General features: G+C 62.1%; 25 protein-coding genes. 11 read left to right on the forward strand and 14 right to left on the reverse strand.

Annotation, left to right across the window (positions count from 1 at the left end):
- The first annotated feature begins 42 nt into the window (after positions 1-42).
- Entirely contained in the window at positions 43-1566 is a 1524-nt protein-coding gene (locus M1D51_RS03745) for a CYTH and CHAD domain-containing protein (RefSeq protein WP_458108586.1), read from the forward strand.
- Here the strand turns inward: M1D51_RS03745 and M1D51_RS03750 are convergent.
- Together M1D51_RS03750 and M1D51_RS03755 are read right to left on the reverse strand one after the other, a co-directional pair.
- On the reverse strand, positions 1556-2401 hold the full coding sequence (locus M1D51_RS03750; RefSeq protein ID WP_458108587.1) for an alpha/beta fold hydrolase: 846 nt from the start codon (positions 2399-2401) through the stop codon (positions 1556-1558). The two genes, M1D51_RS03745 and M1D51_RS03750, sit on opposite strands and share 11 nt — an antisense overlap.
- A 43-nt stretch (positions 2402-2444) precedes the next feature.
- Positions 2445-2855, reverse strand: a complete 411-nt coding sequence (locus M1D51_RS03755) for a winged helix-turn-helix transcriptional regulator (protein ID WP_458108588.1) — start codon at positions 2853-2855, stop codon at positions 2445-2447.
- 124 nt (positions 2856-2979) lie between these two features.
- Here M1D51_RS03755 and M1D51_RS03760 point away from each other — a divergent pair, with 124 nt between their 5' ends.
- The gene (locus M1D51_RS03760) at positions 2980-3648 is read left to right on the forward strand and encodes an FMN-dependent NADH-azoreductase (RefSeq protein WP_458108589.1); all 669 of its coding nucleotides are present in this window, start codon (positions 2980-2982) and stop codon (positions 3646-3648) included.
- Positions 3649-3654: 6 nt separating this feature from the next.
- On the opposite strand, the gene M1D51_RS03765 is transcribed toward M1D51_RS03760, so the two are convergent.
- A complete protein-coding gene (locus M1D51_RS03765) occupies positions 3655-4653 on the reverse strand; it encodes an aldo/keto reductase (RefSeq protein ID WP_458108590.1) in 999 nt (332 codons plus the stop codon).
- Between the two features lie 161 nt (positions 4654-4814).
- On the opposite strand from M1D51_RS03765, the gene M1D51_RS03770 reads away from it, so the two are divergent.
- From M1D51_RS03770 to M1D51_RS03780, 3 genes are read left to right on the forward strand one after another with little or no spacing between them, the layout of a single operon-like run.
- Positions 4815-6548, forward strand: coding sequence for an ABC transporter ATP-binding protein (locus M1D51_RS03770; RefSeq protein WP_458108591.1), 1734 nt, complete (start codon positions 4815-4817; stop codon positions 6546-6548).
- A complete protein-coding gene (locus M1D51_RS03775; RefSeq protein ID WP_458108592.1) occupies positions 6545-8518 on the forward strand; it encodes an ABC transporter ATP-binding protein in 1974 nt (657 codons plus the stop codon). The genes M1D51_RS03770 and M1D51_RS03775 overlap by 4 nt, the downstream gene beginning before the upstream one ends.
- A gap of 39 nt (positions 8519-8557) precedes the next feature.
- Complete coding sequence (locus M1D51_RS03780; protein WP_458108593.1) at positions 8558-10027, forward strand: CCA tRNA nucleotidyltransferase; 1470 nt, start codon at positions 8558-8560, stop codon at positions 10025-10027.
- Between the two features lie 82 nt (positions 10028-10109).
- On the opposite strand, the gene M1D51_RS03785 is transcribed toward M1D51_RS03780, so the two are convergent.
- Positions 10110-10820 carry a hypothetical protein gene (locus M1D51_RS03785; protein WP_458108594.1) on the reverse strand — a complete coding sequence of 237 codons (711 nt, stop codon included), beginning with the start codon at positions 10818-10820 and terminating at the stop codon, positions 10110-10112.
- 61 nt (positions 10821-10881) lie between these two features.
- Positions 10882-11454: an MOSC domain-containing protein gene (locus tag M1D51_RS03790; protein ID WP_458108595.1), complete on the reverse strand. Its 573-nt coding sequence runs from the start codon at positions 11452-11454 to the stop codon at positions 10882-10884.
- Between the two features lie 76 nt (positions 11455-11530).
- Between M1D51_RS03790 and M1D51_RS03795 the strand changes: the two genes are divergently transcribed.
- The 3 genes from M1D51_RS03795 to M1D51_RS03805 are packed head-to-tail and all read left to right on the forward strand — an operon-like array spanning position 11531 to position 12991.
- Positions 11531-11968 carry an ATP synthase subunit I gene (locus tag M1D51_RS03795; RefSeq protein ID WP_172325176.1) on the forward strand — a complete coding sequence of 146 codons (438 nt, stop codon included), beginning with the start codon at positions 11531-11533 and terminating at the stop codon, positions 11966-11968.
- On the forward strand, positions 11965-12156 hold the full coding sequence (locus tag M1D51_RS03800; RefSeq protein WP_458108596.1) for a helix-turn-helix transcriptional regulator: 192 nt from the start codon (positions 11965-11967) through the stop codon (positions 12154-12156). Before M1D51_RS03795 ends, M1D51_RS03800 begins: the two co-directional genes overlap by 4 nt.
- A gap of 55 nt (positions 12157-12211) precedes the next feature.
- Positions 12212-12991: an alpha/beta fold hydrolase gene (locus M1D51_RS03805; RefSeq protein WP_458108597.1), complete on the forward strand. Its 780-nt coding sequence runs from the start codon at positions 12212-12214 to the stop codon at positions 12989-12991.
- On the opposite strand, the gene M1D51_RS03810 is transcribed toward M1D51_RS03805, so the two are convergent.
- Positions 12988-13587, reverse strand: a complete 600-nt coding sequence (locus M1D51_RS03810; RefSeq protein ID WP_172325173.1) for a TetR family transcriptional regulator — start codon at positions 13585-13587, stop codon at positions 12988-12990. The two genes, M1D51_RS03805 and M1D51_RS03810, sit on opposite strands and share 4 nt — an antisense overlap.
- 110 nt (positions 13588-13697) lie before the next feature.
- Between M1D51_RS03810 and M1D51_RS03815 the strand changes: the two genes are divergently transcribed.
- A complete protein-coding gene (locus M1D51_RS03815) occupies positions 13698-14477 on the forward strand; it encodes an SDR family NAD(P)-dependent oxidoreductase (protein ID WP_458108598.1) in 780 nt (259 codons plus the stop codon).
- Here M1D51_RS03815 and M1D51_RS03820 read toward each other — a convergent pair.
- Positions 14472-14951, reverse strand: a complete 480-nt coding sequence (locus M1D51_RS03820; RefSeq protein ID WP_458108599.1) for an NUDIX domain-containing protein — start codon at positions 14949-14951, stop codon at positions 14472-14474. The two genes, M1D51_RS03815 and M1D51_RS03820, sit on opposite strands and share 6 nt — an antisense overlap.
- A 456-nt stretch (positions 14952-15407) precedes the next feature.
- Between M1D51_RS03820 and M1D51_RS03825 the strand changes: the two genes are divergently transcribed.
- Entirely contained in the window at positions 15408-16571 is a 1164-nt protein-coding gene (locus tag M1D51_RS03825) for a hypothetical protein (RefSeq protein WP_458108600.1), read from the forward strand.
- Positions 16572-16665: 94 nt separating this feature from the next.
- On the opposite strand, the gene M1D51_RS03830 is transcribed toward M1D51_RS03825, so the two are convergent.
- From M1D51_RS03830 to M1D51_RS03840, 3 genes are all read right to left on the reverse strand, one after another.
- Positions 16666-16842 (reverse strand): hypothetical protein, encoded by a 177-nt coding sequence (locus M1D51_RS03830; RefSeq protein ID WP_172325873.1) that lies wholly within the window; start codon positions 16840-16842, stop codon positions 16666-16668.
- A gap of 7 nt (positions 16843-16849) precedes the next feature.
- Positions 16850-17989 carry a glycosyltransferase family 2 protein gene (locus M1D51_RS03835; protein ID WP_458108601.1) on the reverse strand — a complete coding sequence of 380 codons (1140 nt, stop codon included), beginning with the start codon at positions 17987-17989 and terminating at the stop codon, positions 16850-16852.
- A 396-nt stretch (positions 17990-18385) separates the two neighbouring features.
- Positions 18386-18556, reverse strand: a complete 171-nt coding sequence (locus M1D51_RS03840; protein ID WP_198318270.1) for a hypothetical protein — start codon at positions 18554-18556, stop codon at positions 18386-18388.
- A 618-nt stretch (positions 18557-19174) separates the two neighbouring features.
- Between M1D51_RS03840 and M1D51_RS03845 the strand changes: the two genes are divergently transcribed.
- Positions 19175-21208: a rhamnogalacturonan lyase gene (locus tag M1D51_RS03845; RefSeq protein ID WP_458108602.1), complete on the forward strand. Its 2034-nt coding sequence runs from the start codon at positions 19175-19177 to the stop codon at positions 21206-21208.
- Positions 21209-21261: 53 nt separating this feature from the next.
- On the opposite strand, the gene M1D51_RS03850 is transcribed toward M1D51_RS03845, so the two are convergent.
- From M1D51_RS03850 to M1D51_RS03865, 4 genes are all read right to left on the reverse strand, one after another.
- Positions 21262-21921, reverse strand: coding sequence for an SRPBCC family protein (locus M1D51_RS03850; protein WP_458108603.1), 660 nt, complete (start codon positions 21919-21921; stop codon positions 21262-21264).
- A gap of 85 nt (positions 21922-22006) precedes the next feature.
- A complete protein-coding gene (locus M1D51_RS03855) occupies positions 22007-23239 on the reverse strand; it encodes an amidohydrolase family protein (protein WP_458108604.1) in 1233 nt (410 codons plus the stop codon).
- Positions 23240-23737: a GAF domain-containing protein gene (locus M1D51_RS03860; RefSeq protein WP_458108605.1), complete on the reverse strand. Its 498-nt coding sequence runs from the start codon at positions 23735-23737 to the stop codon at positions 23240-23242.
- The gene (locus M1D51_RS03865) at positions 23734-25122 is read right to left on the reverse strand and encodes an MFS transporter (RefSeq protein ID WP_172322385.1); all 1389 of its coding nucleotides are present in this window, start codon (positions 25120-25122) and stop codon (positions 23734-23736) included. The genes M1D51_RS03860 and M1D51_RS03865 overlap by 4 nt, the downstream gene beginning before the upstream one ends.
- Positions 25123-25223: the final 101 nt, after the last annotated feature.

A 25223-nucleotide genomic window follows, 5' to 3' on the forward strand; every position in this document is an offset into this window, starting at 1 on the left:
GGGCCGGCCCTCCGGCTTACCCGGAAGGGAGTCCTGACAGCCATGGCAACGTCCAGCACCGTGGAGTCCGAGCGGAAATTCGACGCCGGGCAATCCACCCCGCTGCCTGCACTTGAGAAGATCGACGGCGTGGGGGCAGTAGGTGAACCGGCAATCCACAGTTTGGAAGCCATCTATTTCGATACCCGCCACCTTGACTTGGCGGCCCGAGGTATCACCCTGCGCCGCCGCACAGGCGGACCCGTCGCCGGATGGCACCTGAAGTTGCCCCTCAGCCCGGGAAAGCGCACGGAAATTCATGCTCCGCTGGGCGCAGCAGACACCGTTCCCTTGGAATTGATGGACCGGGTACTGGCTTACACCCGCGGTCATGCCATGGCAGCAGTCGCCACCCTCACCACGGAACGCACCAGCTACGCCCTGTACGGGCATAACGGTGAACGACTGGCTGACTTCGTTGATGACTACGTGCGCGCCCGCGTGTCAGTCGGGGAGCCCCGTGAGGTGGAGTGGCGGGAGTGGGAAGTGGAGCTGGCTGAGCAGGACGGCGCCGATGATGCCCTGCTGGACAGCCTCACCGGACAACTCTCGGAGGCAGGAGCGAAACCCAGTGAACGGACCTCCAAACTGGCTACCGCGTTGGGTGATTCATGGCCTGATACCAAGGGAACAGCCCAACAGGATTCCGTCAGCCAGGATGCGGCCGTTGCTCCGGTGCTCAGCTATCTCCAGTCCCAGGTGGCAGATCTGCTCCTACAGGATGCCCATGTGAGGTTGGGCAGGGACGACTCAGTCCATCAGATGCGCTCAGTGATCCGCCGTCTCCGGTCCGTATTGCACTCATACCGCTCGCTCTTCGAAGAGACGCCCGTAAAGGAGTTGGAGGGAGCACTGAAGTCCCTGGCCAAAACCCTGGGTCGGTACCGCGATACGGAAGTATTGCACGCACGCTTGAAGACACAGCTGGATGAACTTCCCGGAAAACTGGTCCTGGGTCCGCTCCACGATGAGTTGGACCAGCGAATGGCCGTGAGGGCGGACACCGCGATGGCAGCCATCAAAGAACGGTTGACCGGCCCCCGCTATTTCCGGCTGCTGGACGAACTCGAGGATTTCATCGCCACTCCACCCGTGACAGCCCGAGGGGAGGAGCCGGCTCGGAAAACGACGGCGAAGCTCGTCAACAAAGCCGTCAAGCGGCTGGGCAAACGCCATGACGCGGCGGTGGCTTCCGCCGTCGGGCCTCAACGCGACACGGCGTTTCACGAGGTCCGAAAGTCAGCCAAAAAGCTGCGTTTCGCCGCCGCTGCCGTGGAGAGTGTTCACGGCGGAAAGGCCACCAAGGTTGAGGCCGCGGCCCACAGAGTCCAGTCCATCCTGGGCGATCACCAGGACAGTGTGATGTCCCGTGCGGAGCTGCTCGAACTGGGCTCAGCTCCGGGTGTCAGCAGCGCTGCGTTTACTTACGGCGTGCTGCACGCCATGGAACGCAATGCCGCCGACGCCACGGAAGAGGAATATCTACGTCACAGCAAGAAGGCGTTGAAACTCCGGCTCAAGAAATAGGCTTCTTGAGGAAAGCCAGCAGGGCCTCGTTGATCTCGGCTCCGTGCGTCCACAGCAGGCCGTGCGGCGCACCCTCGATTTCAAGGTATTCAGCGCTGGGGTACGCGTCCTTGAAACGGCGTCCTGTGACGTCGATGGGAAGGATGTTGTCAGCTGTGCCATGGACGATCAAGGCCGGGACGTCGATTTTGGGGATGTCGGCGCGGAAGTCGGTGAGCCACGTGGGCTGGGCCGCAACCGAGGCGAACGCACCGGATTTGCTGGCGAGGTTCCAGCTGGCATCCAAGGCTTCCTGGCTGAGGCGGTCCGTGCCCAGGAAAGTGTCCGTGTTGTAGAAGTTCTTGAAGAAGTCGGTGAAGAACGCGTAGCGGTCGGCGGTGACTGCCGAGGCGAGGCCGTCGAACACGTCCTGCGGGACGCCGTCGGGGTTGTCATCTGTCTTTAGCAGGAAAGGTTCCAGCGAACCGAGGAAGACTGCCTTGGCAACACGGGCTGAACCGTAGGTGCTGATGTAGCGTGCCACCTCCCCGGTTCCCATGGAGAAGCCCACCAGGACGGCGTCGTTCAGGTCAAGGGTGTCCAACACGGTCTTCAGGTCCGCCGCAAAGGTGTCGTAGTCGTAGCCTTCAATGGGCTGGCTGGACTTGCCGAAGCCCCGGCGATCGTAGGTGATGACGCGGTAACCGGCGTCGAGCAGTGCGGCGGTCTGCTTCTCCCATGAGGATCCGTCCAAGGGGTAGCCGTGAATCAGGACCACTGCCTGGCCGGTCCCGTGGTCCTCGTAGTAGAGCTCGATCTCAGTGCTGTTTTCGTTTCCGACGGTGATGTAAGCCAAAACTCAAGTCCCTTCGATGCGGTTCAACACGAACGTTTCCAGCCTACTGTTCAGGGTGTGCGCTGGCACGGTCGTGGTGCTGCCTCGAGGCCGCCACGGCATCCATGTTGTCCTCGGCCCATTCCTTCAAGTCGAAAATGATCGGAAGCAAGGATCGCCCACGGTCAGTGAGCCCATAGTCAGTCCGGACCGGGACGGAAGCTGTGACCTCGCGGGTTATCAGGCCATCGCGCTCGAGCGTTCGGAGGGTGGAGGTCAGCATCTTCTGGCTGGCTCCGGGAATGTGGCGGCGAAGTTCACTGTGCCGCTGCGGACCTTCCTCCAGGGCGAGCATCACCAAAGTCACCCATTTGCTGCTGATGGCTTCCAACAGTTGGCGGGCAGGGCAGAGTTCCAGGGAGGCGTTGTAGTGGTGCTGTGCTGCCCGGCGGCTCTGGTCGGCTGTGAGTGTCATGCCCTCATCATTGCAGGCACGTGGAGGTGCCCTAGGCACAATAAAGTGCGTTCTTACGCTGCGTGACACCTCCGGGTGAGGATCGAGGAGGGGTCAAAACAACCCCCTGGACTGAAAGGAAACCATGCCCTCCATCCTCCACATCAACGCCTCGCCCCGGTACGCCAACAGCGATTCGCTGCGCTTGGCCCGCCACTTCATCGACTCTGTCCAAGCCGCAGCTACGGAGACGTTCGAACTGGAGACTTTGAACCTGTTCGACGACGGCGCGTTGCCGGCTTTCGGCCGCACCGCGGCTGCCGCGAAGATGGCAATCTTCACGGGCCAGGACCAAACTCCGGATCAGATTGCAGCCTGGGAATCCGCCCGCGCGGTCTTTGACCAGTTTGCCGCCGCGGACGCCTACGTGTTCAACATCCCCATGTGGAATTCCGGCGTGCCGTATGTACTGAAGCAGTGGATTGACATCATCACCCAGCCAGGCTGGAGCTTCGGGTTCGATCCCGAAAAGGGCTACACCGGACTGATGGAAGGCAAGCACGCCCTGGCCATCCATAGCAGCGGCGTCTACGCTCCCGGGGTTCCGGCGGCCTTCGGTTCCGATTTCAGCAGCACCTTCTTTGCCGACTGGTTGAACTTTGTGGGCATTGAGGACGCCACGCACATCCGCTTCGCCCCGACGGTACTGAATGCGGACGTCGATGGCACACGCCGTGCTGCCGAGAATGAACTCAGCGACGCCGCGCTCCTGTTCGCGGGCAAGCTCGGTGCGCTTCAGCTGATCAGCGACTGATCTCCGCTACAGGTTGGTCATCCGTTCGCCGGCCTCGTTGTAACGGCCGCCCTCCACGGTGATCTTCGCCGCGGCCGCCTCGATTTCGTCCAGCTCGGTGGGTGAAAGTTCGACGTCGGCCGCGGCCAGGTTTTCTTCCAGGCGGTGCAGTTTCCGGGTGCCTGGAATCGGCACGATCCACGGTTTCTGTGCCAGCAGCCATGCCAAGGCGATCTGGCCCGGCGTCGCGCCTTTTCGTTGAGCAATTCCGGCGAGCAGGTCCACCACGGCCTGGTTGTTTTGCATGGCCTCCGGGGTGAAGCGGGGGATGGTGCTGCGGATGTCGTTGCCGGATTCGAAGGTGGTGGAGGTGTTGATGGTGCCGGTCAGGAATCCCTTGCCCAGCGGGCTGAACGGGACAAATCCAATGCCCAGCTCTTCGCACACGCCCAGGACTTCTTCCTCGGGTCGGCGCCACCACAACGAGTACTCACTCTGGACGGCGGCTACGGGAAGGACCGCGTGTGCCCGGCGGATGGTGCCCGCAGCGGCCTCCGACATGCCAAAATGCTTGACCTTTCCGGCGTCGACGAGGTCCTTGACTGCGCCGGCAACGTCCTCGATGGGGACCTCCGGATCGACGCGGTGCTGGTAGTAAAGGTCCAGGGCATCCACGCCGAGCCGGCGAAGCGATCCTTCGACTACTTCCTTGATAACTTCGGGGCGGCTGGTGACCTTTCCGCTTGGCTTCCGCTCGGCGGGGTCAATGTCCCAACCGAACTTGGTGGCGATGACCACCTCATTTTTGAACGGGGCCAGTGCTTCGCCGACCAGTTCCTCATTGGCGTAGGGCCCGTAGATCTCGGCGGTGTCGAAGAACGTCACGCCACGCTCCACGCCCGTGCGGATCAACGAGATCATTTCCGCGCGGTCAGGCCGTTCGCTGTAGCCCCCGGTCATGCTCATGCATCCCATGCCGATCGCGGAAACTTCCAGGCCGCCGCTGCCAAGTGTGCGCTTTTCCATGATTGCTCTCCTCAGTGGTTCCGGCATATTGCTACCTCGACGGTATGTGGCCGCAACGGAGAGAGGGAGTCCCTGACATTACCCCTCACTTTTCTCTAGTTGCCCGCAGCAACCAGACGTAAACTGGCCTTCGGCCCACAACGCTCTGGCTCGGAGAACCCATGCTGTGGAAGGTACTTGTTCGATTCCTGCGGCCGCATCAGCGGTTGCTGATCGCCGTCGTCGTGTTCCAACTGGCGCAGTCCATCGCCTCGCTTTACCTTCCGACGCTGAACGCCGACATCATTGACAACGGTGTGGCCACCGGGGACACGGACTACATCCTGCGCATGGGCGGGCTGATGCTCCTCATTACCTTGCTGCAGATCGCGTGTGCCGTGGTTGCGGTCTACTTCGGGGCGAAGGCTGCCATGGGGATGGGCAGGGATCTCCGCGAGGCAATTTTCAGCCGGGTGGGGGAGTTCTCGGAGCAGGAGGTCACCAGGTTCGGGGCGCCGTCTCTGATTACCCGTTCCACCAACGATGTCCAGCAGGTGCAGCAACTGGTCCTGATGGCCTGCACGCTGATGGTGGCGGCTCCCATGCTGAGCATCGGCGGCGTCATCATGGCCGTCCGGCAGGATGCCCAGTTGTCCTGGCTGATCGCCGTGTGCGTGCCGGTGCTGCTGGTGGGCGTGGGATTGATAGTGACGCGGATGGTGCCGCTGTTCCGCAAAATGCAGGTCCGGATCGACGCCGTCAACCGGGTTCTCCGCGAGCAGCTGACAGGCATCCGCGTGGTGCGGGCGTTCGTCCGCGAGGACTTGGAGGCAGCCCGGTTCGGCAAAGCGAACGACGACGTCACCGACGTCGCGCTCCGGGCCGGACGTTTGATGGCGCTCATGTTCCCTGTGGTCATGCTGGTGATGAACGTTTCGTCCGTGGCGGTCATCTGGTTCGGATCGTTCCGGATCGAGGACGGCTCCATGCAGGTGGGCACCCTGATCGCGTTCCTGAGCTACCTGATGCAGATCCTCATGTCCGTCATGATGGCAACGTTCATGGCCGTCATGATCCCGCGCGCGTCCGTTTCTGCCGACCGGATCGGCGAGGTGCTGGAAACAGCGTCAAGCGTCCAACCGCCGTCGAACCCTGTTACGGGCGGCATCCGCCGCGGCGAACTGGAAATGCACGACGTCGGATTCGCCTACCCGGGTGCCGAACAACCGGTGCTGGACGGGCTGTCCTTCACCGCCCGCGCGGGGGAGACCACCGCGATCATCGGCAGCACCGGCGCGGGCAAAACAACACTGGTGAACCTCATGCCGCGGCTCTTCGACGCCACAACAGGGTCCGTGAGGATGGACGGGGTGGACGTCCGCGAGCTCCACCCGGACCTGCTGTGGGGCCACATAGGGCTGGTGCCGCAGCGGCCCTACCTGTTTTCCGGGACCGTCCGCAGCAACCTTCAGTACGGTAAACCCGATGCCACCGAGGACGAGCTGTGGCAGGCGCTTTCAGTAGCCCAGGCCCGGGACTTCGTGGAGGACATGGAAGGAGGCCTGGACGCCGTCATTTCACAGGGCGGGACCAATGTTTCCGGTGGTCAGCGCCAGCGGCTCGCGATAGCCCGGGCGTTGGTAAAACAGCCGGAGCTCTACATCTTTGACGACTCTTTCTCCTCCCTGGACACCGCCACCGACGCCAGGCTCAGGCAGGCCCTCAAACGCCACACCAACGGCGCCACGCTGGTAATCGTTGCGCAGCGGGTCTCCAGCATCGCGGACGCGGACCAGATTCTGGTGCTCGACGACGGCAGGATCGTTGGACGCGGAACGCACCATGAGCTCTTGGAGACGTCCGAAACGTACAAGGAAATCGTGTCCTCCCAGCTCGCTGCGGAGGAGGCGGCATGAGTGCCGTATCAGCTGGTCCCCGTGGACCGCAGCGGCCGGCCATGGGTCCCGGCCGCGGAGGTCCTTTTGCCGGAATGAACATTCCGGCCGAGAAAGCCTCCAACTTCTCCGCATCAGCACGGCGTTTGTTGGGCACCTTGCGGCCTGAACGCCTGTGGTTGACGCTGGTGCTGGTCTTCGCCGTGGTCAGTGTTGCCCTGTCCGTGATTGGGCCCAGGTTGCTGGGCGAAGGCACCAACCTGATCTTCGCCGGCGTCGTCTCCAAGGAACTGCCCGCAGGCGCCTCCAAAGCCGAGGTGATCGCAGGGCTTCGTGCTTCAGGTGAGGACAGCAAGGCAGACATGCTAAGCGCCATGAACCTGACGCCCGGCGTCGGAATCGACTTTGGCGCCTTGGCCTCCGTGCTGCTGTGGGCGCTGGTGCTGTACGTCCTGGCCTCGGCGTTCGGCTGGATGCAGGCGTACGTGCTCAACGGCGTCGTGCAGCGAACCGTATACCGACTCCGGGAGCGGATTGAAGCGAAAATCCACCGCCTGCCGTTGCGTTATTTCGACTCCATCCAGCGCGGCGAACTGCTGAGCAGGGTCACCAATGATGTGGACAACATCTCCCAAAGCCTGCAGCAATCCATCAGCCAGGTGGTCTCCTCCCTGCTGACCGTGCTGGGGGTGCTGGTGATGATGTTCCTGCTCTCGCCGGTCCTGGCGCTGATTGCCTTGGTGACTATTCCGCTGACAGTAGGGACCACGCTGCTGATCGCCAAGCGCTCGCAGAAGCTTTTCGTGGCGCAGTGGAAGAATACCGGCGAACTCAACGGCCAGATCGAGGAAACATACACCGGGCACGCGCTGGTAAAGGTGTTCGGACGGCAGAACGAGGTGCAGGAGAAGTTCCGGGCGAAGAACGGCGAGCTGTACCAGGCGAGCTTCGGCGCGCAGTTTGTGAGTGGCCTGATCATGCCGGCCATGACGTTCATCGGCAACCTTGTCTATGTGGGGATCGCCGTAGTGGGTGGCCTGCAGGTTGCCTCCGGCTCCATGCAGTTGGGTGATGTCCAGGCCTTCATCCAGTACTCGCGGCAGTTCACCATGCCCCTGGCCCAGCTGGGGTCCATGGCGAACATGCTGCAATCCGGCGTTGCCTCGGCGGAGCGGGTGTTTTCCTTGCTGGACGAGGAAGAAGAGTCTGCCGAGCCGGATGCTGTTCCGCGGTCCGGCCCCACCCGCGGTCGGCTCGTCTTCGAGAACGTGTCCTTCCGGTATTCGCCGGACAAGCCCCTGATTACGGACCTCAGCCTGGTCGCCGAACCCGGGCAGAGCATCGCCATTGTTGGGCCCACTGGAGCGGGCAAGACCACGCTGGTGAACCTGATGATGCGGTTCTATGAGCTGGATTCAGGACGAATAACGCTCGACGGCGTTGACATCACCTCGCTGTCGCGGCAGGAACTCCGTTCCCGGATGGGCATGGTCCTCCAGGACACCTGGCTGTTTGGCGGGACCATCCGCGACAACATCGCTTACGGCCGGCCCGCTGCTTCCGAGGACGACATCCTTGAGGCGGCGCAGGCCACCTACGTGGACCGCTTTGTTAGGTCCTTGCCCGAGGGATACGACACCTTGCTTGATGACGAAGGCGGCAATGTGTCGGCAGGCGAGAAACAGCTGCTCACCATCGCCCGGGCCTTTTTGTCGCGTCCATCCGTCCTGATCCTTGATGAAGCCACCAGCTCCGTGGATACCCGCACCGAGGTCTTGGTGCAGAAAGCCATGAATGCCCTGCGCTCTGACCGGACCAGTTTTGTGATCGCGCACCGGCTCTCCACCATCCGGGACGCGGACCTCATCCTGGTGATGGAAGCCGGGCAGATTGTGGAACAGGGGACACACTCTGAGCTGCTGGCCTCGGGCGGGGCGTACTCGCGGCTGTACGAGGCCCAGTTCGCGGCGCCGGTGGCTTTTGAGCCCTAGATTTGTTGTGGGCACACTCTCGTTGTCCGTCGCTATGAGTTGTTAGGACTTGAGGCCATCACAACTATTCCCAATCTCCTTCAGCTCACTCCCGAAGCCCGGCAGGTCCTCGATTGCCTGCGAGCTGCCGGAGGCCGGCCGCTGATTGTTGGAGGCTCTGTTCGGGACGCGTTGCTCTCGCGTTCCAGCGGTGCCGCGGTGGATTCGAAGGACATCGACATTGAGGTCTATGGGTTGACCACGTCCCAGGTGTCAGCGGCGCTCCCGGGCCACGTCATGGAGGTGGGGCAGCACTTCGGGATAGTCTCTGCGACACTGGGCGGCCAGGTTTTCGACGTTTCGCTGCCGCGCCAGGAGTCCGAGGCCGAAGCCTTCGCCCGGCGGGACTTCACCATCAACGCGATGGGTTGGGACCAACTGAGCGGGACCGTTGTGGACCCGTTCGGGGGACAGGCCGACCTGGCAGCGGGAATCCTTCGCCACACGAGCCCGGCGTTTGGTGATGATCCGCTGAGGGTGCTGCGAGCCATGCAGTTCAGCGGCCGGTTCGGATTCGGGCTGGTCCCGGAAACGGCGCACCTGTGCCGCAGCCTGGCACCGGCTTTCGTGGATCTGCCCAAGGCCCGGATTTGGGGTGAGTTCTACAAACTCGCCTCGAAAGGGACGTTCATCTCCAAGGCTTTGGACACCCTGTTCGTGTCCGGTTGGGAAGAGCACTTCCCGGAACTGGCTGCGACAAGGGGCGTTCCGCAAGACCCGGAATGGCATCCGGAAGGCGATGTGAACATCCACCTCGGATTGGCCGGCGACCAAGCAGCCCTGATCGCCCGGCGCGACAATCTGGGCGCCGATGAAACCGCAGCATTGGTACTGGCCGCCATCACCCATGACTTCGGCAAGGCAGTTTCCACCACCATCGATTCAAAGGGCCGGATCACTTCCAACGGGCACAACGTCACTGGGGTTGAGCCCGCCCGGAATTTCCTGCGCCGGATCGGAGCGCCCGGGCGATACGAAGACAAGATCCTGCCGCTCATCCGGGAACACATGTGCCACACCCCGGAAGGTCCCCAAGGCGCCATCAGTGATTCGGCAGTCCGGAGGCTGATACGGCGCCTGAACCAAGCGAACGGTGGACCGTCCATAACGGACTGGGCGCGCCTGGTGGAAGCTGACAAAGAGGGACGCGGGCCGGGCGCACGTCAGGGCGTCAACCATCTGCCCACTTGGCTGGCAAAAGCTGAACGGCTGGGCAGCGAACCCGTAACAGGCACTACCTTGTTGAAGGGCGCAGCCTTGGCCGAAGCCGGGATCCCGCGTGGACGGCTTTGGCGGTTCGTGATTGAGCAGAGCCGTGACGCTCAAGACGACGGGTTGTTCGGCGACGAGGAAGGCGCGGCGGCTTGGCTTCATGCCAACCGGGATTCTGTTGTGGCGGAGGCAATGCGGCGGCTGGACGAATTCGAGGCTGCGGGGGAGTGGCTCAAAGCAACGGGTACGGCTTCCTGACCTTGTTTGCCGGTCAGACCGCTGGTTTCCAACCTGGGAGGGTTGAATAGCCGGTCCTGGGGCGGCAAAGAGGGTCAGGAAGCTAACGGTCCTGGACGCGGCGTCGGGCCACGGCGTAAGAAGGTTCCCGGAGTCGCTTGGTCCAGCCGTAGGTCCCGGCTGTTGGAAGCGGGTTCAGGACCGGATCAAATCTTGCGGCAGTGTCATTGCCGTGGATATCAGCAAGGGTGAGAGTCAACCTTCCAAACCTGGTCCACGGTCCCAACGGGCTTGCGTGATGGAGTTCGAGGATCCAAGGATGTTGGCCAAGATACGAGCGGAACGCGCGTGGTTCGGCCGGCAGCTGTGGCGGCCCTTCGATGGTCCTTGCCGCTATCAGGACAGGGCCCGCCTCCGATTCGTAGGGCATCATCGTGGTGAAGATTGCTGATGCGGCATCCCGGCGGAGCCTGAGGATAAAGCGCCCAAGTCCCGTGGCTCCCGTGCTCGCGAGCAGCACGTCGGACCGTTTGTCCTGCTCGGTGATGCGGACAGCCAGGCCGATAATGTCCGGGAAAGAACCCGGCATTCCCAGCGAGCGTGAGATTCGTGCCTCCACCCGGTTGCTTCCGGCAATGTCCATCCATGGGATTCCCGATGCTCGGAGCGGAAGTCCGTCCCTCTCCAGGGTCCCCACAAGATGGACCCCTTCGGGGTGGTTGGGTCTGTTGGGACGAACTACTTTGATGGCCCGGAATAGCGCAGCGAAAGCAGACCCGGCGAAGGCCTGGGCGTTCTTGCTCAATCTCTTCACGCATTTACCTTATGCGCGGACAACCCTGAAAGACAGGTCCCTTATGGTTTGCGGACAATGATCAGGGCAGTCGCGACGGCCGCAGCACGTTTGCCTCGCCTGCCTTGCCCGGATCCAGGGCGACGGGGCTGATCAATACAGCCGGTCCTCGGTGCAGCAGCCCACCCGCAACAACCTGGCACCGGACGCCACCGCGCCCGCGCATTGCTTTGTGGGCCCCCGGGGCAAGCATTTGATCCATCCAGGCGCAGGGGTGTGCCGGCCTCCCGGCCTTGAGCCGCACCACATCTCCACCGGACTCAATCGTGAACTCATGACCGAGCAAAGGAGCCAGCTCCACTCCTCGAAGGACAACGTTGCGCCGTGTCAGCAGGGGGTCGAAGGGCCCGGCCCCGAGTTCAGCGGCGATCGCTTCCAACGCCTCTGCGGCAAAAAGCGTCACGGCGGCATCCATGTGCGCGGCCTTGCCGAAGAACCTGTCGCCAACAATTCCTTTGCCTGCCACCAGCTCGGCCTGCCCGGCATCGGTGGTGGGAACGTCGGCGGCGCCTTCCCTGGCGCGGCCAAAGTAGGCGTGGGCCGGCGAGATCAAAAGGTGCAGCACCTCGACGTCGTACCTGTACTCGGTGGTCATCCTTCAACGCTAGCTCCAGCGCGAGAAGTATGCATCAAGCATTGTCCCCCAAAGTAAAGGGTGCTTTACTTCAGCCATGAGTAAAGTTTCCTTTACGTCGAAGCGTGCGCCGATCCATCATTACGTCCTTGCTGTCATCCTCGGCGCCATCCTGACCATCGCCGTCGCACTGTTGGTGGGAGCATCAAACCCGGGCGATTTCTGGCTCGCTGCCGGGATTGGTGCCCTCTGTGCCGTCTACCCCGCGATGTCGCTCGGCATTAAGGTCTTCGTTTCACGCCACACCGTTACCCGTGATCCGCATGGCGAGCAGAGTGTGGAGCTCCAGTGGATGCGCCAGGCTGGTGCCGGGGCTTTCCTGGACGTGCTGGTCGCCACCATCGTTGCTGCCCTGGTGCTGACCATCGGCCGCTTGGAGATCGACGCGCTTCCGGTCCTTCTCGGTCTCGTTGGTTTGAGTGCGGTTGACGCTGGACTGCGATACGTGGCCATTCGCCACCGCGCGCTGAAGTGAAGAACAACCTAGCCGAGCGCCGCGCCGAACGCCGTTGGACACAGGCGGACCTGGCGGCGGCATTGGGGGTTTCCCGGCAGACTGTCATCTCCATTGAGCGGGGGAAATTCGATCCCTCGTTGCCTCTGGCGTTCCTCATTGCCCGGACGTTTGGGTGTGCCATTGAGGACATTTTCACTGCGGAGTAAGGTCCTTGTGGCCCACGCCGCAGCGCTTTGAATGCCTGCCGGATACTGTGGCACGGTGAACTTTGCGCAAGCCCCCGACGGCGCTGAACTCGCCTGGACTTCCGAAGGCGACGGCGAGCCCATGCTGTTGATCGCAGGACAAGCGACATCCATGGACGGTTGGGGCCCGACGGCGGAGCTTCTGTCCCGCCATTACCGCGTCATCCGCTTTGATCACCGGGGGATTGGGCGGAGTGGGAAGGGTGAAGCGGACCGCTACACCACGCGGCTCTTCGCCGAGGACGCTGCTGCAGTCCTGGATGCCGCCGGAGCCGATTTAGCACACGTGTACGGCCATTCCATGGGTGGGCGGGTTGCCCAGTGGCTGGCTGTGGATTACCCCCGGAAGGTCCGTACCCTGATCCTCGCCGCAACGAGTGGCGGGAAATGGCCGGCTGCCGGAACGCAACCGGACAAGGCAGCTTTGGAAGCCCTGGTCGGCGGCGACATGTCACGGCTTGAGCCGCTCTTCTTCGATGCCGAATGGGTGGGTGCCAATCCCGTGGCGACACGTACCTTCTTCAACTCGCCAGCCTCGGCCTGGGCCAAAGCGCGTCATTTCAAAGCCAGCCGGGAACACGATGCCTGGCGTGACCTCGGATCGGTTCAAGCGCCGACGCTGATCCTGCATGGCACCGAGGATGCCTTGGCACCATTGCCGAATGCACTCCTGCTCCGCGAGCACATTCGCGGCTCGGTACTGGTGCGCGTACCCGGTGCAGGGCATGGATTGCACCTGGATCACCCTGAGACGGTGGAGTGGATCCGGCAATTCGTCGCCAGGAAGAGCAGCTAGCGCGGGGGAACGTTCAACACCTCGAGCGCTGCTATCAGGTACGGCACTGGATCCGGATCCGACCCGGCGGCCCACTGCATCCAGGCCTCGAAGGTCGCGGCGAGGTATGCGGCACTCAGGAAACGTGCTGCAGAGTCGGACAGGCCGTTCTCGATCAGGAAGGCCAAGGCCCGCTCGCGCTGTGGCGCCAAAGACTCATAGCTGCGGCTGGTCAGTTCCGCGTGCTCGGCAATCAGGCGGAGCCGTCCGCGGGTAACGGACAAGTCCGGGATGACCGCGACCCCGGCGACTGCTGCTGTGCGCAGCCCGGCCAGCACATCGCCGTCGGACTTTCCCGGCCCGTGGAACGAGCCGAAGGCGAGTGTTGAGGCTTCGACCACGGGTTCGGTGCCGCCCCAGACCAGGTCCGCTTTGCTGGCGAAGTAGCGGTAGAGGCTCTTGCGGCCGATGCCGGCGGCCCGGGCGATGTCTTCCATGGAGGTGTTCTCATACCCGTGCTCCGCGAACAGGTCCAAGGCGAGTCCGGCTACGGCGTCGGGGTCGATGGTGGCGGGGCGACCGCTGGGGCGCGGGGGTTTGGCATCTTCCGAAGTCATCCCTCCAGTATTCACTCTTACATAATGACACAGAGTGTCATAAGATGGTTCCAACCACCAGCAACCACCCAGCAAGCAACCACCCAGCAAGCAACCACCGGAAGGACATCATGGGCAACGACGCTTCATGGCAGGAGGCCATCACCTCGGGCCGCTTTGCCGGCAAGACCATCATCGTCACGGGAGCCGCGTCGGGAATCGGCCGGGCCACCGCTCTGCGCATAGCCAAGGAAGGCGGCAAGGTCGTCGCGGCCGATATCAGCAAGGACCGCCTGGATGCCCTGGTTGAAGAGAACGCAGGACTTGATCTGGTGCCCGTAGCCGGCGACATCTCCACTGAGGAGACCGTAGCCGCGGTAGTGGCAGCCGCTGGCGGGCAGGTGGATGCCCTGGCCAACGTTGCCGGCATTATGGACAACTTCGCTCCCATCCATGAGGTGGATGACGAGCTCTGGGAACGCGTCTTCCGCATCAACGTCACCTCGCTCATGCGCCTGACCCGCGCAGTGGTGCCACTCATGCTCGAAGCCGGAACCGGGTCTGTAGTGAACGTTGCGTCCGAGGCAGGCCTGCGTGGTTCTGCCGCCGGCGCTGCCTACACGGCATCCAAGCACGCGGTAGTTGGCCTTACCAAGAACTCGGCGGTGATGTACGGGCCCAAAGGACTGCGGTTCAACGCCGTGGCTCCAGGGCCCACCATCACCAACATCGTGGCCAATTGGGGCTCCCAGCTTGCGGCAGAACGCCTCGGGCCGCTGATGCAGGCCACAGTTCCAACTCCAGCCACAGCAGCACAACTGGCTGCTTCCATCACGTTCCTGCTCAGTGAGGACGGCACCAATGTCAACGGCGCCATTTTGGCGTCCGACGGCGGGTGGTCGGCTCTATAGGGAAGTCCTGCCAAGGTGCCGGACCAGTGCGTCGATGATCGGGAGTTGCCCTTTGACGAGCTTGGTCCGCGCCTCGACCAATCCAAACCAGCGGGCATCGTCGATTTCCGGGAAGTCCTTGATGACACCTGAGCCCTTGGGCCACTCCATGGGAAAGGTGTTGCTGCTGATCTGCTCCGGCTGGAAGTCCGTCGCTTCGGCTGCGTATGCAGTGATGAGCTTCCCTGAGGGCTGCCGGAAAACTCCCAACAAATCGTAGGTGGCTGTAGGCGGCGGGGAACCGATTTCCTCGGTAAACTCGCGTTTTGCGGCAACCAAGGGGTCTTCATCGTCAGGAAATTCACCCTTGGGAATGGACCAGGCATGCTGATCTTTCCGTGCCCAGAATGGGCCACCCATGTGGGCGATCCACAGTTGTAATTCGCCACCGCCTCCGGTTCGGTAGAGGAGTATTCCTGCACTGCGAATGGCCATGAAGTTCCTGAATCAGGTAGTGGTGGCGGGCTGTCTTAGGAGGTGCGGATCTGTCCAGAGTACTGCCGGGACGCTCCACCGTTATCCAATTGATGTTGAAACAGTCATTTTTCATGCCTGTTTCGCTTCCGGCAGCGTTCCCGCTACTTGATAATCGAGGAGTTGCACGTTCCTCGGGGGTGGAACGTGACTGCGGTCTCCGGCAATAGCCGGAGATGTTTCTGGGCGCATCAGCAGGAGGACACAGCTATGGCATTGTCAATGAGGCTCCTTCCATCCGGGGGAACAAAAGTAATGGGGTTGGCCGTCGTCATGGCGGTCGGTTTATCAATGTTCACGGGCATCAGCCCCTCACATGCAGCGGATACCACTCCGATGGCTGAGGATCCCGGGCCAGTGGGCAGCTTTGCTTGGAAAGGCTTCAACTGGCAAAAGCGTTTTTGGGGCGGAGCGCCCATGTACAACGCAAGCTGGGACGCCAACAACGTCAGCAATCCTGACGCCAACGGGTATGTGAAGCTTTCCATCAGCAATCCCACGGGTTCTGCGCCAAAGGGAGCAGAGTTCCAGTCCACCCGTGAAGGCTTCGGCTATGGCACGTACAGCACCACGGTGGAGAAGGACGTCAGCGCGCTGCAGAAAGAAGTGGTGTGGGGTTGCCTTTTCACATACGATCCTGCGGCGGAACCGGGATACACAGAGATTGACCTTTGTGAAGCATCCGCCTGGGGCGGTGGGGCTGCCTACGGTGAGGATTGGCCGGTCACTCAAGGCCATGGCTACTGGTTTGATGCCACCAAACCTCCGGGCGAGGGCAACAACACCGTCACCTTTGATGTCACGAACGCCCCGATCCTTACCCACAGGATGGTCTGGGAACCGGGCAAGCTGACCTTTGAAACCTTCGCGGGGGAGGGCTACAGCGGAACGCTGCTGAAAAAGACCATCCTGCAAGGATCCACGGTGCCGCTTCCGGCCAATGAGCAGATCCACTTCAACCTCTGGGTAACTGGTGGCGGCGGCGGGGATGCAGCCCATGTCGCTCCTGAAACGGTCACCATCCGTGACTTCTCCTTTGTCCCGGGGATTCCGTTGACGGCTCCAACACCTACGGTGACAGGTACGGCGGCTGTTGGTTCAACCCTCACAGCCAACCCCGGAACGTGGACCACCGGGACTGCCCTGACGTATCAGTGGTACAGGAATGGATCGGCGATCTCCGGAGCGACGGCTGCCACGAGGGTGCTCGCTGCAGCCGACCAAGGCGCCAAGTTGACCGTCCGGGTGACCGGCACCAAAACCGGTTACGCAACAACCACCAAGGAATCAGCGCAAACGGCCACAGTGGTCGCTGGAACCCTGGTGGCACCCACTCCCACCATCAGCGGAACCTTAAGTGTTGGCTCCACCCTGACGGCCAACCCGGGTACCTGGACTTCCGGAACCACACTGACGTATCAGTGGTACCGCTCCGGTGTTGCGATCACCGGAGCCACGGCCAAGACCTACACCCTGGTGAGCGCTGATCAGGCGGACACTATGAGGGTCAGGGTTACAGGGACCAAAACCGGCTACACCACGGTGGCCAAGTTCTCGGCTGTTTCGGCTCCGGTCACCTGAGCCCTCATCGCCTAAGAACTGAGGGTTAAATGACAAACCCGCGGTTGTGTCGCGCTGGGGGTAAGCGACGCAACTGCGGGACTGCCAGGCCTGGTTAGTTCTTCTGTGCCCTGACGGGGACGATCCTCTTGACTGCGAGACCGAGTGCCAGCATGGCGAAAGCAGCCAGTGCGAACCAGAAGAGATCTCCTGCTCCGGTCATTGCGAGTGCTCCTGAGCCCATTCCGGCTGCGGTGGCTCCTGCGAGGGGGGCTGCTGGGTTGTTGTACATGAGTCGATTACCAAACTTTCTTTCTGTTGAGTGCTGCATCCAGGTACGCCTTGGCGTGAACAGCCTGGAGGAACATATCTATGACGGTTTCGTACATGGTTGCGGCCAGCAACATGTACCTCCAGCCCCGGAAACGCAGGGTTACGATGCGCTCCAGGACGAAGATTGCAGTAACAGCTATCCAGAAGGGGTGCAGGTTCAGGCCCGTTCCGCTGGTGAAAGCGAAGATGATGGAGCCGAAGTAGGCCAACGTCACCACCACGCCGATCATGGACAGGAACTGGCGTCCCCAGTAGGGCCTGGTGATTTTGGTCCATCCGTACTGCACACAGTTCTCAACAGCGCCGCGCTTCCAGCGAAGCCGCTGTGCCCAGAGTTCGCGCCATGTAGGCATAACCTCCGTGACCAGCGTGCAGTTGGACGGGGATGCGATGCGGTAGCCGAGGGTCAACAGGGCAAAAGAGAGTTCGTTGTCCTCCGTCAGGACCGAGGTGTCGTACACGCCGCCCCTGCCGTTGCCCGGAGGAAGTGTGCCCTCCAGCCGGGCTGAGACCACGTCACGGAGTGTCTTGACCCGGAACAGTGCTGCCGTTCCTGTGACCACCAGGCACTTTCCGTGCAGACGCTTCACATCGCGGGCATACCGAGCGTACTCGTTGCGCTGCAGGTGTCCCACGAAACCACCGCCGGGACCGCCGCTGAACACTCCACCCACGGCACCGAGCAGTTCGTCGGCTAACAGGTTCTTGGTGGCGTTCTCGATGAAGTCGAGGGCGAGCTGCGAGTCCGCATCCTGTACCAGGATCAGGTCCTCGGGGTCGGCCTGTGGGAGCAGCTCGCTGAGCGCGAAGTTCAGGGCTCCGGCCTTCTTGTCCTTATTGCCGACGGTCCGCAGGACCTCTACGCCCTGGGCAAGCGCAAGGGCCTCGGTGTCGTCAGTGCAGTTGTCCGCGACGACGATGATGCGGTCCGGGCGGCGGGTCTGGTTGTTCAGCGATGTGAGGGTCTCGGTGATGCCGGCGGATTCGTTGTGTGCCGGAACCAGGACGGTGACCACGCCTCCGGCTGCGCGGTGGGATCCGCGCGGAACGGTGGCCGTTGCCAGTGAGTGGGTGTAGGCCGTCTGTTCCGTGATTTCCGCGAGCATTGTGATCCCTCCGTTCGAGCGTTGAAGCGTTGACTCACTTAGAGTTCCAACGCCAACGCAAGAAACGCGCAGGCAAAGCGTCAAGGAAATATCAAGGTTTGCTCAGGACTTGAGGAATGGCGTCACGAAGAGGGGTTTCGGGGTACTTATGCCCAAATTCCCGCCCCAATGCCGGTCTTGTCCGAGAGGCCCGCCGCGCAACGCCGGGGAAAACGGATAACCCCGGGGACTTGGCCGGGCGCCTCAACTCAGCCGGGCGCCTCAACTCAGCCGGGCGCTTAAACGCGGCCGGGCGCCTCAACTCGGCCGGGCGCTTCAACTCGGCCGGGCGCTTAAACGCAAGAGGACGACGCCGGTGAGTTCCGGCGTCGTCCTCTTGCGTTGTGTGTGAGCTGCTTAGCGGCTCAGGCTCACGGTGAAGGTTTTGGGTCCGCTGAGGGTCACTGCGATTCCGCAGTTTTCTGCAGCTGCCCTGTGTGAGAGGGACTGAACGGCAGCATCGATCGTGTGGTCGATGGCCGACTTGTCCCAGATTTTCAGCGTGATGGAGTCAGTATGTGTCGTCATTGTCAGTACTTTCACTCAGGCCGTTAACAGCCCCAAGCCTCTTCGCCCGGGGCCGCATCCTCGTCGGTGAGGATTGCTGATTCAGCTTGTATGGGAACGAATTCCCTCATTCATGGTTCATGGTGCCCGCCATGGTTGACAAGCGAATCCGGAGAAGTGTGACCGATTACACGTTGCTGGTTACGCCGTGTAACCGTACGGACTACCCAAGCGACGGACGCCAGGTTCCGGTGTGCACTGCCAGCTGCGGCGTCGGTGCGCCGTCCTCACTGGCTTTGCTGGTCAGGGGTCCAGAATGTAACGCAATGTGGTTGATTCTGGGTTGAGTCAACGTCAAAGTGGGTGGTGAAGGGCTGGCCAAGCGCGCCTCCAGGGCCTGCCCTTCCCCAAACGCTTCGGACAACTTCACACAAATAGCACCGAAATCTCCCAGTCATTTCCTGTCAAACCCTTGACGATGCTGTGGAACCGCTGGTAAATCTTGTTGGCGGAAAGCGTTTTCTCACCCAACCACATCACCACCCATCAAGCTCGGCTGGCAATGCGGTGCAGGAGTGAAACGTTCCAATCACAGGTGCGCGCAGAACCCCTGCCGCCCAGCATCAAAGGAGATGTTCTTTGGACCACCCCTCGAAATGTTCCTATCGCACTCCCCGTGGCCGTGCGTGGAGGGCCGTGCCTCTTGCGGCTTCCGCCTCGCTCGCTGCCGCCGCCATCGCACTGACGGGAGTTCCGCTGGCCCAAGCAGCCCCCGCCCAACCGACGCAGGCAGCGCAAGCCAACCTTCCCGCCGTCGTGCCTGCCACTACGGATACAGCAGCCCTGAAGCGCCAAGTGGAAAACCTGGACCGTGCACCGGTGGCCGTCCTGACTGACCAGGGCGTCACGGTGAGCTGGCGCATGCTGGGCCTGGACAAGGACACCGTTGCTTTCCAAGTTCTGCGGGACGGGGTCAACATCACTCCTGAACCCCTCCGCAACGCCACCATGCTGGTGGACCCGGACGGCACGGCGGACTCGAGCTACGTCATCAAGACTGTGGGCAATGGTCAAGGCCAGGACAAGCTGACCGAAGCCGTGAAGCCGCTGGCGCAGAACTATCTGGCCATCAAGCTGGACAAGCCGGCAGATGGTGTCACGCCCGACGGTAAGCCCTATACCTACTCGGCCAACGATGCCACCGTGGCGGACCTTGACGGCGACGGCAAATACGAGGTCATCCAGACGTGGTCGCCGTCCAATGCCAAGGACAACTCCCAGTCCGGTTACACAGGCAACGTCTATGTGGACGCCTATAAGTTGGACGGCACCAAGTTGTGGCGCATCGATTTGGGCCGCAACATCCGTGCCGGTGCGCACTACACGCAGGTCCTGGCCTACGACTTCGACGGCGACGGCAAGGCCGAGGTTTCCCTCAAGACCGCAGATGGCACACGGGACGCGGCAGGTACGGTGATCGGAAACGCCGACGCCGACTTCCGCAACGCGGCGGGCTACGTTTTGTCCGGTCCCGAGTTCCTCACAGTTTTCAAGGGTGAAACCGGCACCATCATGGACACCGTGGCTTATGAGCCCGAGCGCGGCGCCGTCACGGGTTGGGGCGACAACTACGGCAACCGGGTGGACCGCTTCCTGGCAGGCGCGGCCTACCTCGACGGCGAACGGCCGTCCATGATGTTCAGCCGCGGCTACTACACGCGAACTGTCCTGGTCACTTACGACCTCGTCAACGGGAAACTGGTGAAGCGCTGGGCTTTCGATTCGAACCTGGCCGGCGACGAATACAAGGGGCAGGGAAACCACAACCTCTCCGTGGCCGATGTTGACCAGGACGGCAAGGACGAGTTCGTCTTCGGCTCAATGACCATTGATGACGACGGCAAGCCGCTCTACAACACCAAGCTCGGCCACGGCGACGCCATCCACACCAGTGACCTGGACCCGTCGCGGCCCGGACTGGAAACCTTCGCTGTGCACGAGAGCATGAGCCAGAGTGGCAACCGCGGTGCAACGTTCCGGGACGCCGCCACCGGCGAGGTGCTCTGGAGCATTCCGGCCATCAAGGACACCGGCCGCGGGGCCGCGGGAGATATCGATCCGCGCTACGCAGGGGCTGAAGGCTGGGCGATCGGCGGGTCCGCGGCCTGGGATTCGCCGGTCGGGCAGCTAATGTCTTCCCAAGGTGAATTGATCGCTGAGAAGATCCCGGCCGCCAACTTCCTGGCCTGGTGGGACGGTGACCTGCTCCGCGAAATCGTGGACCATGACTACGATGCCACGGTTTCCCGCGGCGTCCCCAGCATTTCCAAGTGGAACTGGGAGACGGAGACCAGTGATCGGCTCCTGACCGCCGACGGCGCCCGCAGTATCAACACCACCAAGGGCAACCCGTCCATCCAGGCCGACATCCTGGGCGACTGGCGTGAAGAAATTGCCTGGCCGTCCACGGATAGTTCCGAACTGCGGATCTACACCACCACCGCTCCCACCGAGGTTCGGCTGAGGACGCTGATGCACGACACCGTGTACCGGACAGCTGTTGCCCGCGAGAATGTTGCGTACAACCAGCCGCCGCATCCGGGCTTCTTCATCGGCGAGGGTATGGAGGCTCCGGGGATTCCCGCCGTCGTTTATACCGGCACCGGCAAGTAAACCCTTAAAGGAGCAACGCGGGGTCAGAAGCGACCCCGCGTTGCTCTTTGCCGTCAGCGCTGGCCCGGCAGGCCACCACTTTGGGGCGGAATGAAACCCAGCCCGGGGCCTTCGTTGTCCTTCCGCTCAGCCGCACTGCGGGTATCGCTGTCCGCGGTTTCGTCTGAGTCGCCGCCCAGATCCACCAGTCCATTGGTCTGGTCGAACGGGTGGGTGACGGGATCAACGATCGGCGTGGTGGTGGCTGCTCCCGCCGAGGTGGAAGCGTCCCCAGCGGCGCGCGTTCCCGTCTCCGGTGCCTGCTTCTCGATGTACTCTTTGAACTTTTTCAAATCAGACTCAGCCTGCCTTTCGACAACATGCAGTTTGTCCCCTAGGAATTCCAGGACGCCGTGCGGTTCGTACTCCAGCGACAGGTGCAGGGATGTCTGGCTGGGGCCGGCTTCCTTGAATTCGACCCAGCCGGCATTCTTGGCCCCTTCCACTGCGGCCCAAGCCACGGCCCTGTCCAGATCCTGTTGAACGATCTTGGCTTCCCACCGGCGATGGACACCCGCGATTTCGGCCACCCATTCCAGGCGGTCATCGCCGAGGCGTGTCACGCGTTCCACCCCACCCATGAAGCGGGGAAATTCTTCGAACTGCGTCCACTGCCGGTAGGCCGTACTGATCGGAACGTTGACCATGATTGTCTTGTTTACTTTCGTGGTCATGCTGCCCTCCTTGGCTCTGTATTGATCAGCATACTTACATTATTGAGCTCTTTGGAGGGTTAATACAGGCCTGGACGGGCAGGAATCAGTCGATGACCCGGCCATTCTGGACAAGGAACTCCAAGTGTTCGGAGATATCGGCCAGCACGGAGATGTCCTCCACCGGATCGGCGTCCAGGACCAGCATGTCGGCATCGGCTCCCGGTGCAATCACACCGATTTCCCCTACCCGCTCCAGCAGCTCTGCCGCCGTCGTGGTTGCCGAACGGATGGCGTCGATCGCCGGCTGGACCTTGCCCAGCAGCCTGAATTGCTCGTTCTGGTGGCGGTGCATCCCGCCCAGGAGGTCTGAGCCGAAGGCCATTTTGACGCCGGCCTCATGGGCGCGTTCGATCGCTTCAAGCCCGCTGGTGAGCACGGAATCCACCTTGGCCCACATCTCCTCGGTGAGCCCGAATTCCTTGCCCTCTTCCTTCAGCGCCCAATACGTGACCAGGGTGGGGACCAGGAAGGCGTCCATTTCCAGGAACAGGTTGAGGCTTTGGTCATCCAGGAGGTTGCCGTGTTCGATCGAGCGGACACCGGCTTCCAGGGCACGGTTGATGGCCTTTGCCGTGTAGGCATGCGCTGCGACGTAGCGGTTGGCTGCCTGCGCTTCTTCCACCGCGGCCCGCATCTCTTCCATGGAGTATTGGGTGGAATCGATACGGTCGGTGGGGGAGGAGACGCCGCCGGACGCCATGATCTTGATGTGGTGGGCACCCTTGCGGATCTCGTCCCGGGCAGCGGCGCGGACAGCATCCACACCATCTGCAACCCTGCCAATGCCGCAGCATCCGCGGCCGTTGGGATCGTGGTCTTCGCCGGGCAGCCGCATGTCTCCGTGGCCGCCGGTCTGGCTCAGGGCGTGGCCGCAGAAGTGGATTTTGGGCCCCTCCAGCAGCCCTTCCTCCTGGGCCATGGCCAGTCCGAAGTCCGCTCCGGACAGGTCCCGGACCGTGGTGAAGCCACGGCGCAGCATCGCACCCATAATCTTGGCGGTCTGGGCGTAGACATAGGACGGTGGCGTGTAGGTCAGTGATCTGAAGTCGGCACTGGAGGCCACCACATGGACGTGGGCATCGATCAGGCCGGGGATCACGAACTTGCCGGTGCCATCAATGACCCGGGCACCGGAGGGTGCCTCGGCATGGGGTCCGACGCTGCTGATCTTTCCGTCAACGCTCACGACGTCGGCAGTTGAGTAGGTGCCGGCTGCAACGTCCAGGACGCTGGCGTTGCGGATGATCAGGGCAGTGCTTTCTGGGGCGGTGCTCATTTAGACGGTGTCCTTCGCGGGGGCTTCGGGGACTTGTGGGATTTCTGTGGGATGGGCTTCAAAGGCTTGGACAAGATGGGCAAGGTTGGAGTTAACCACGTCGACGGCGGTTTCCACACTGCGGGGGGTGTACTTGCCTTCGGCGTCGAGGAGCGCGAGGACGCCCACGACGTTCTCCTGCTGGTCGAGGACCGGCACGTTGATGACGGCGCCGCAGCCGAGTTGCTGGATGAGCCCGGAGTCGGAGAAGACGTTGCGGAGCGCTTCCAGGTCCGCTGCCAGGAAAGGCTTCTTGTCCTCAATGACCGTGCCCAGCCAGCCGGGAGAGATCTCCACTGTCTTCTCGCCGCCCACTGGATACTCTGCCGGGTGGCTGGTGTAGAGCCGCTTGAGGCTGGATCGTTGCGGAATCCACTGCAGGACGGTGAAGAGGACAACTCCTGGATCCTGTTGCATGGCGTGGAAGGTCCGCTCGAAAACGGAGGCCGTGGTGTTCACTTGGTACCTGCCGTTGCGGGATCGTGCTCGGTGCGGGCGTTGATGTCCTCCAAGGACTTGCCCGCTGTGGAGGCGCCGAAGATCACCACGCCAAGCACGCCGATGGTCAACACCACGGTGGTCATGGTGAACACTCCGCCGAAGCCGAGGGAAGCGGCGAAAATGCCGATGATGGACGGGGCCAGGATGCTGCCGATGCGGCCCACTGCGCTGGCCAGGCCAACACCGGTGGCGCGCATCCAGGTGGGGAAGAGCTCCGGAGTGTAGGCGTAGACGCCGGCGTAGGTGCCGTTGAGGAAGAAGGACAACGTTGCTGCGGCCATCAGGATCATGCCGGAATCGTTGGACTGGCTCAGCCAGAATGCGCTGATGGCCGATCCTGCCAGGTACAAAGCGATGGTGTTCTTGCGGTCAATCCGGTCACACAGCCAGGCAGCTGAGAAGTACCCGGGGATTTGTGCCAGGTAAATGAGGATGGAGAACTCGAAGCTCTTGGTGATGGTGATTCCGCGGCCTACCAACAGGGTGGGAATCCAGGAGAAGAAGCCGTAGTAGGAGAAGGTGATCACGAACCAGATCAGCCAGATCACAGCAGTCCGGCGACGCATGGCCTTGGACCACATGAACTTCAGGGCGTTCCAGATGTTGATCTTCTGTTGGTGCGTGGCGATCTCTTCCTCGGCTGCGGGCAACGGGTCCAAGGGCTTTCCGGTGGCCTTGACAACGCTTTGCTCGAATCGGTCCACTACTTCCGTTGCCTCGGCAATACGGCCGCGGCTGATCAGGTAGCGCGGCGATTCCGGCAGGCTGCGCCGCCACCAGAGGAGAAGAAGGATGGGAATGGCAGTGATGACCTGCGCCCAGCGCCAGCCGTCCTCACCGAGCGGGACAACGAAGCGGCCGATCAGCGCAGCGCCGACGAAGCCGAAGGAGAAGAACCCGGCCAAAGTGCCGATGAACCAGCCGCGGCGCTTGGGTGGAATGAACTCGGACAGGAACGGGGCAATAATCACGCTCTCGGCGCCAGCGCCCAATCCTGCAAAGACCCGTGCAATCAGGAAGATCTCGAAGTTGGGAGCCATGGCAGCAACTACCGACATGACGCAATAGAAGGCCAAAGCCCACAGCATGACCTTTTTGCGGCCGAAACGGTCGCCCATCCAGCCGGCCAGGATCGCTCCGAAGAAGAATCCCAGCGGGGCAGCTGAGCCCACCAGGCCGAGGCTGGCGGTGCTGAGCCCCCACAATTCCTGGATGCGTGGGAGCAGGAAGGCCACCACTGCGCCGTCCATGCCGTCGAAGGAGTATCCGAGGCCTCCGATGAGAAGAAGCTTGTAATGTGGTCGACTGAGAGCCAGACGATCCAGGCGTGCTGTGAGAGACATGGGGATTCCTGCCAAAGTGGGCCAAGTTGTACATTTTTAGGAATATGCACAGATCTGTGCAGATGCGATGTATTGAAGTTACGGCCAAAGTGTGAGGTAGG

It is taken from the genome of Arthrobacter sp. R3-55 (genome assembly GCF_054161505.1).

Bases quoted from the DNA above. Each gene is read 5' to 3' on its own strand.
- M1D51_RS03745 (WP_458108586.1), top strand. From the start codon at position 43: ATGGCAACGTCCAGCACCGTGGAGTCCGAGCGGAAATTCGACGCCGGG.
- M1D51_RS03755 (WP_458108588.1), bottom strand. From the start codon at position 2,855: ATGACACTCACAGCCGACCAGAGCCGCCGGGCAGCACAGCACCACTAC.
- M1D51_RS03760 (WP_458108589.1), top strand. From the start codon at position 2,980: ATGCCCTCCATCCTCCACATCAACGCCTCGCCCCGGTACGCCAACAGC.
- M1D51_RS03765 (WP_458108590.1), bottom strand. From the start codon at position 4,653: ATGGAAAAGCGCACACTTGGCAGCGGCGGCCTGGAAGTTTCCGCGATC.
- M1D51_RS03770 (WP_458108591.1), top strand. From the start codon at position 4,815: ATGCTGTGGAAGGTACTTGTTCGATTCCTGCGGCCGCATCAGCGGTTG.
- M1D51_RS03775 (WP_458108592.1), top strand. From the start codon at position 6,545: ATGAGTGCCGTATCAGCTGGTCCCCGTGGACCGCAGCGGCCGGCCATG.
- M1D51_RS03790 (WP_458108595.1), bottom strand. From the start codon at position 11,454: ATGACCACCGAGTACAGGTACGACGTCGAGGTGCTGCACCTTTTGATC.
- M1D51_RS03795 (WP_172325176.1), top strand. From the start codon at position 11,531: ATGAGTAAAGTTTCCTTTACGTCGAAGCGTGCGCCGATCCATCATTAC.
- M1D51_RS03810 (WP_172325173.1), bottom strand. From the start codon at position 13,587: ATGACTTCGGAAGATGCCAAACCCCCGCGCCCCAGCGGTCGCCCCGCC.
- M1D51_RS03815 (WP_458108598.1), top strand. From the start codon at position 13,698: ATGGGCAACGACGCTTCATGGCAGGAGGCCATCACCTCGGGCCGCTTT.
- M1D51_RS03820 (WP_458108599.1), bottom strand. From the start codon at position 14,951: ATGGCCATTCGCAGTGCAGGAATACTCCTCTACCGAACCGGAGGCGGT.
- M1D51_RS03825 (WP_458108600.1), top strand. From the start codon at position 15,408: ATGTACAACGCAAGCTGGGACGCCAACAACGTCAGCAATCCTGACGCC.
- M1D51_RS03830 (WP_172325873.1), bottom strand. From the start codon at position 16,842: ATGTACAACAACCCAGCAGCCCCCCTCGCAGGAGCCACCGCAGCCGGA.
- M1D51_RS03835 (WP_458108601.1), bottom strand. From the start codon at position 17,989: ATGCTCGCGGAAATCACGGAACAGACGGCCTACACCCACTCACTGGCA.
- M1D51_RS03840 (WP_198318270.1), bottom strand. From the start codon at position 18,556: ATGACGACACATACTGACTCCATCACGCTGAAAATCTGGGACAAGTCG.
- M1D51_RS03850 (WP_458108603.1), bottom strand. From the start codon at position 21,921: ATGACCACGAAAGTAAACAAGACAATCATGGTCAACGTTCCGATCAGT.
- M1D51_RS03855 (WP_458108604.1), bottom strand. From the start codon at position 23,239: ATGAGCACCGCCCCAGAAAGCACTGCCCTGATCATCCGCAACGCCAGC.
- M1D51_RS03865 (WP_172322385.1), bottom strand. From the start codon at position 25,122: ATGTCTCTCACAGCACGCCTGGATCGTCTGGCTCTCAGTCGACCACAT.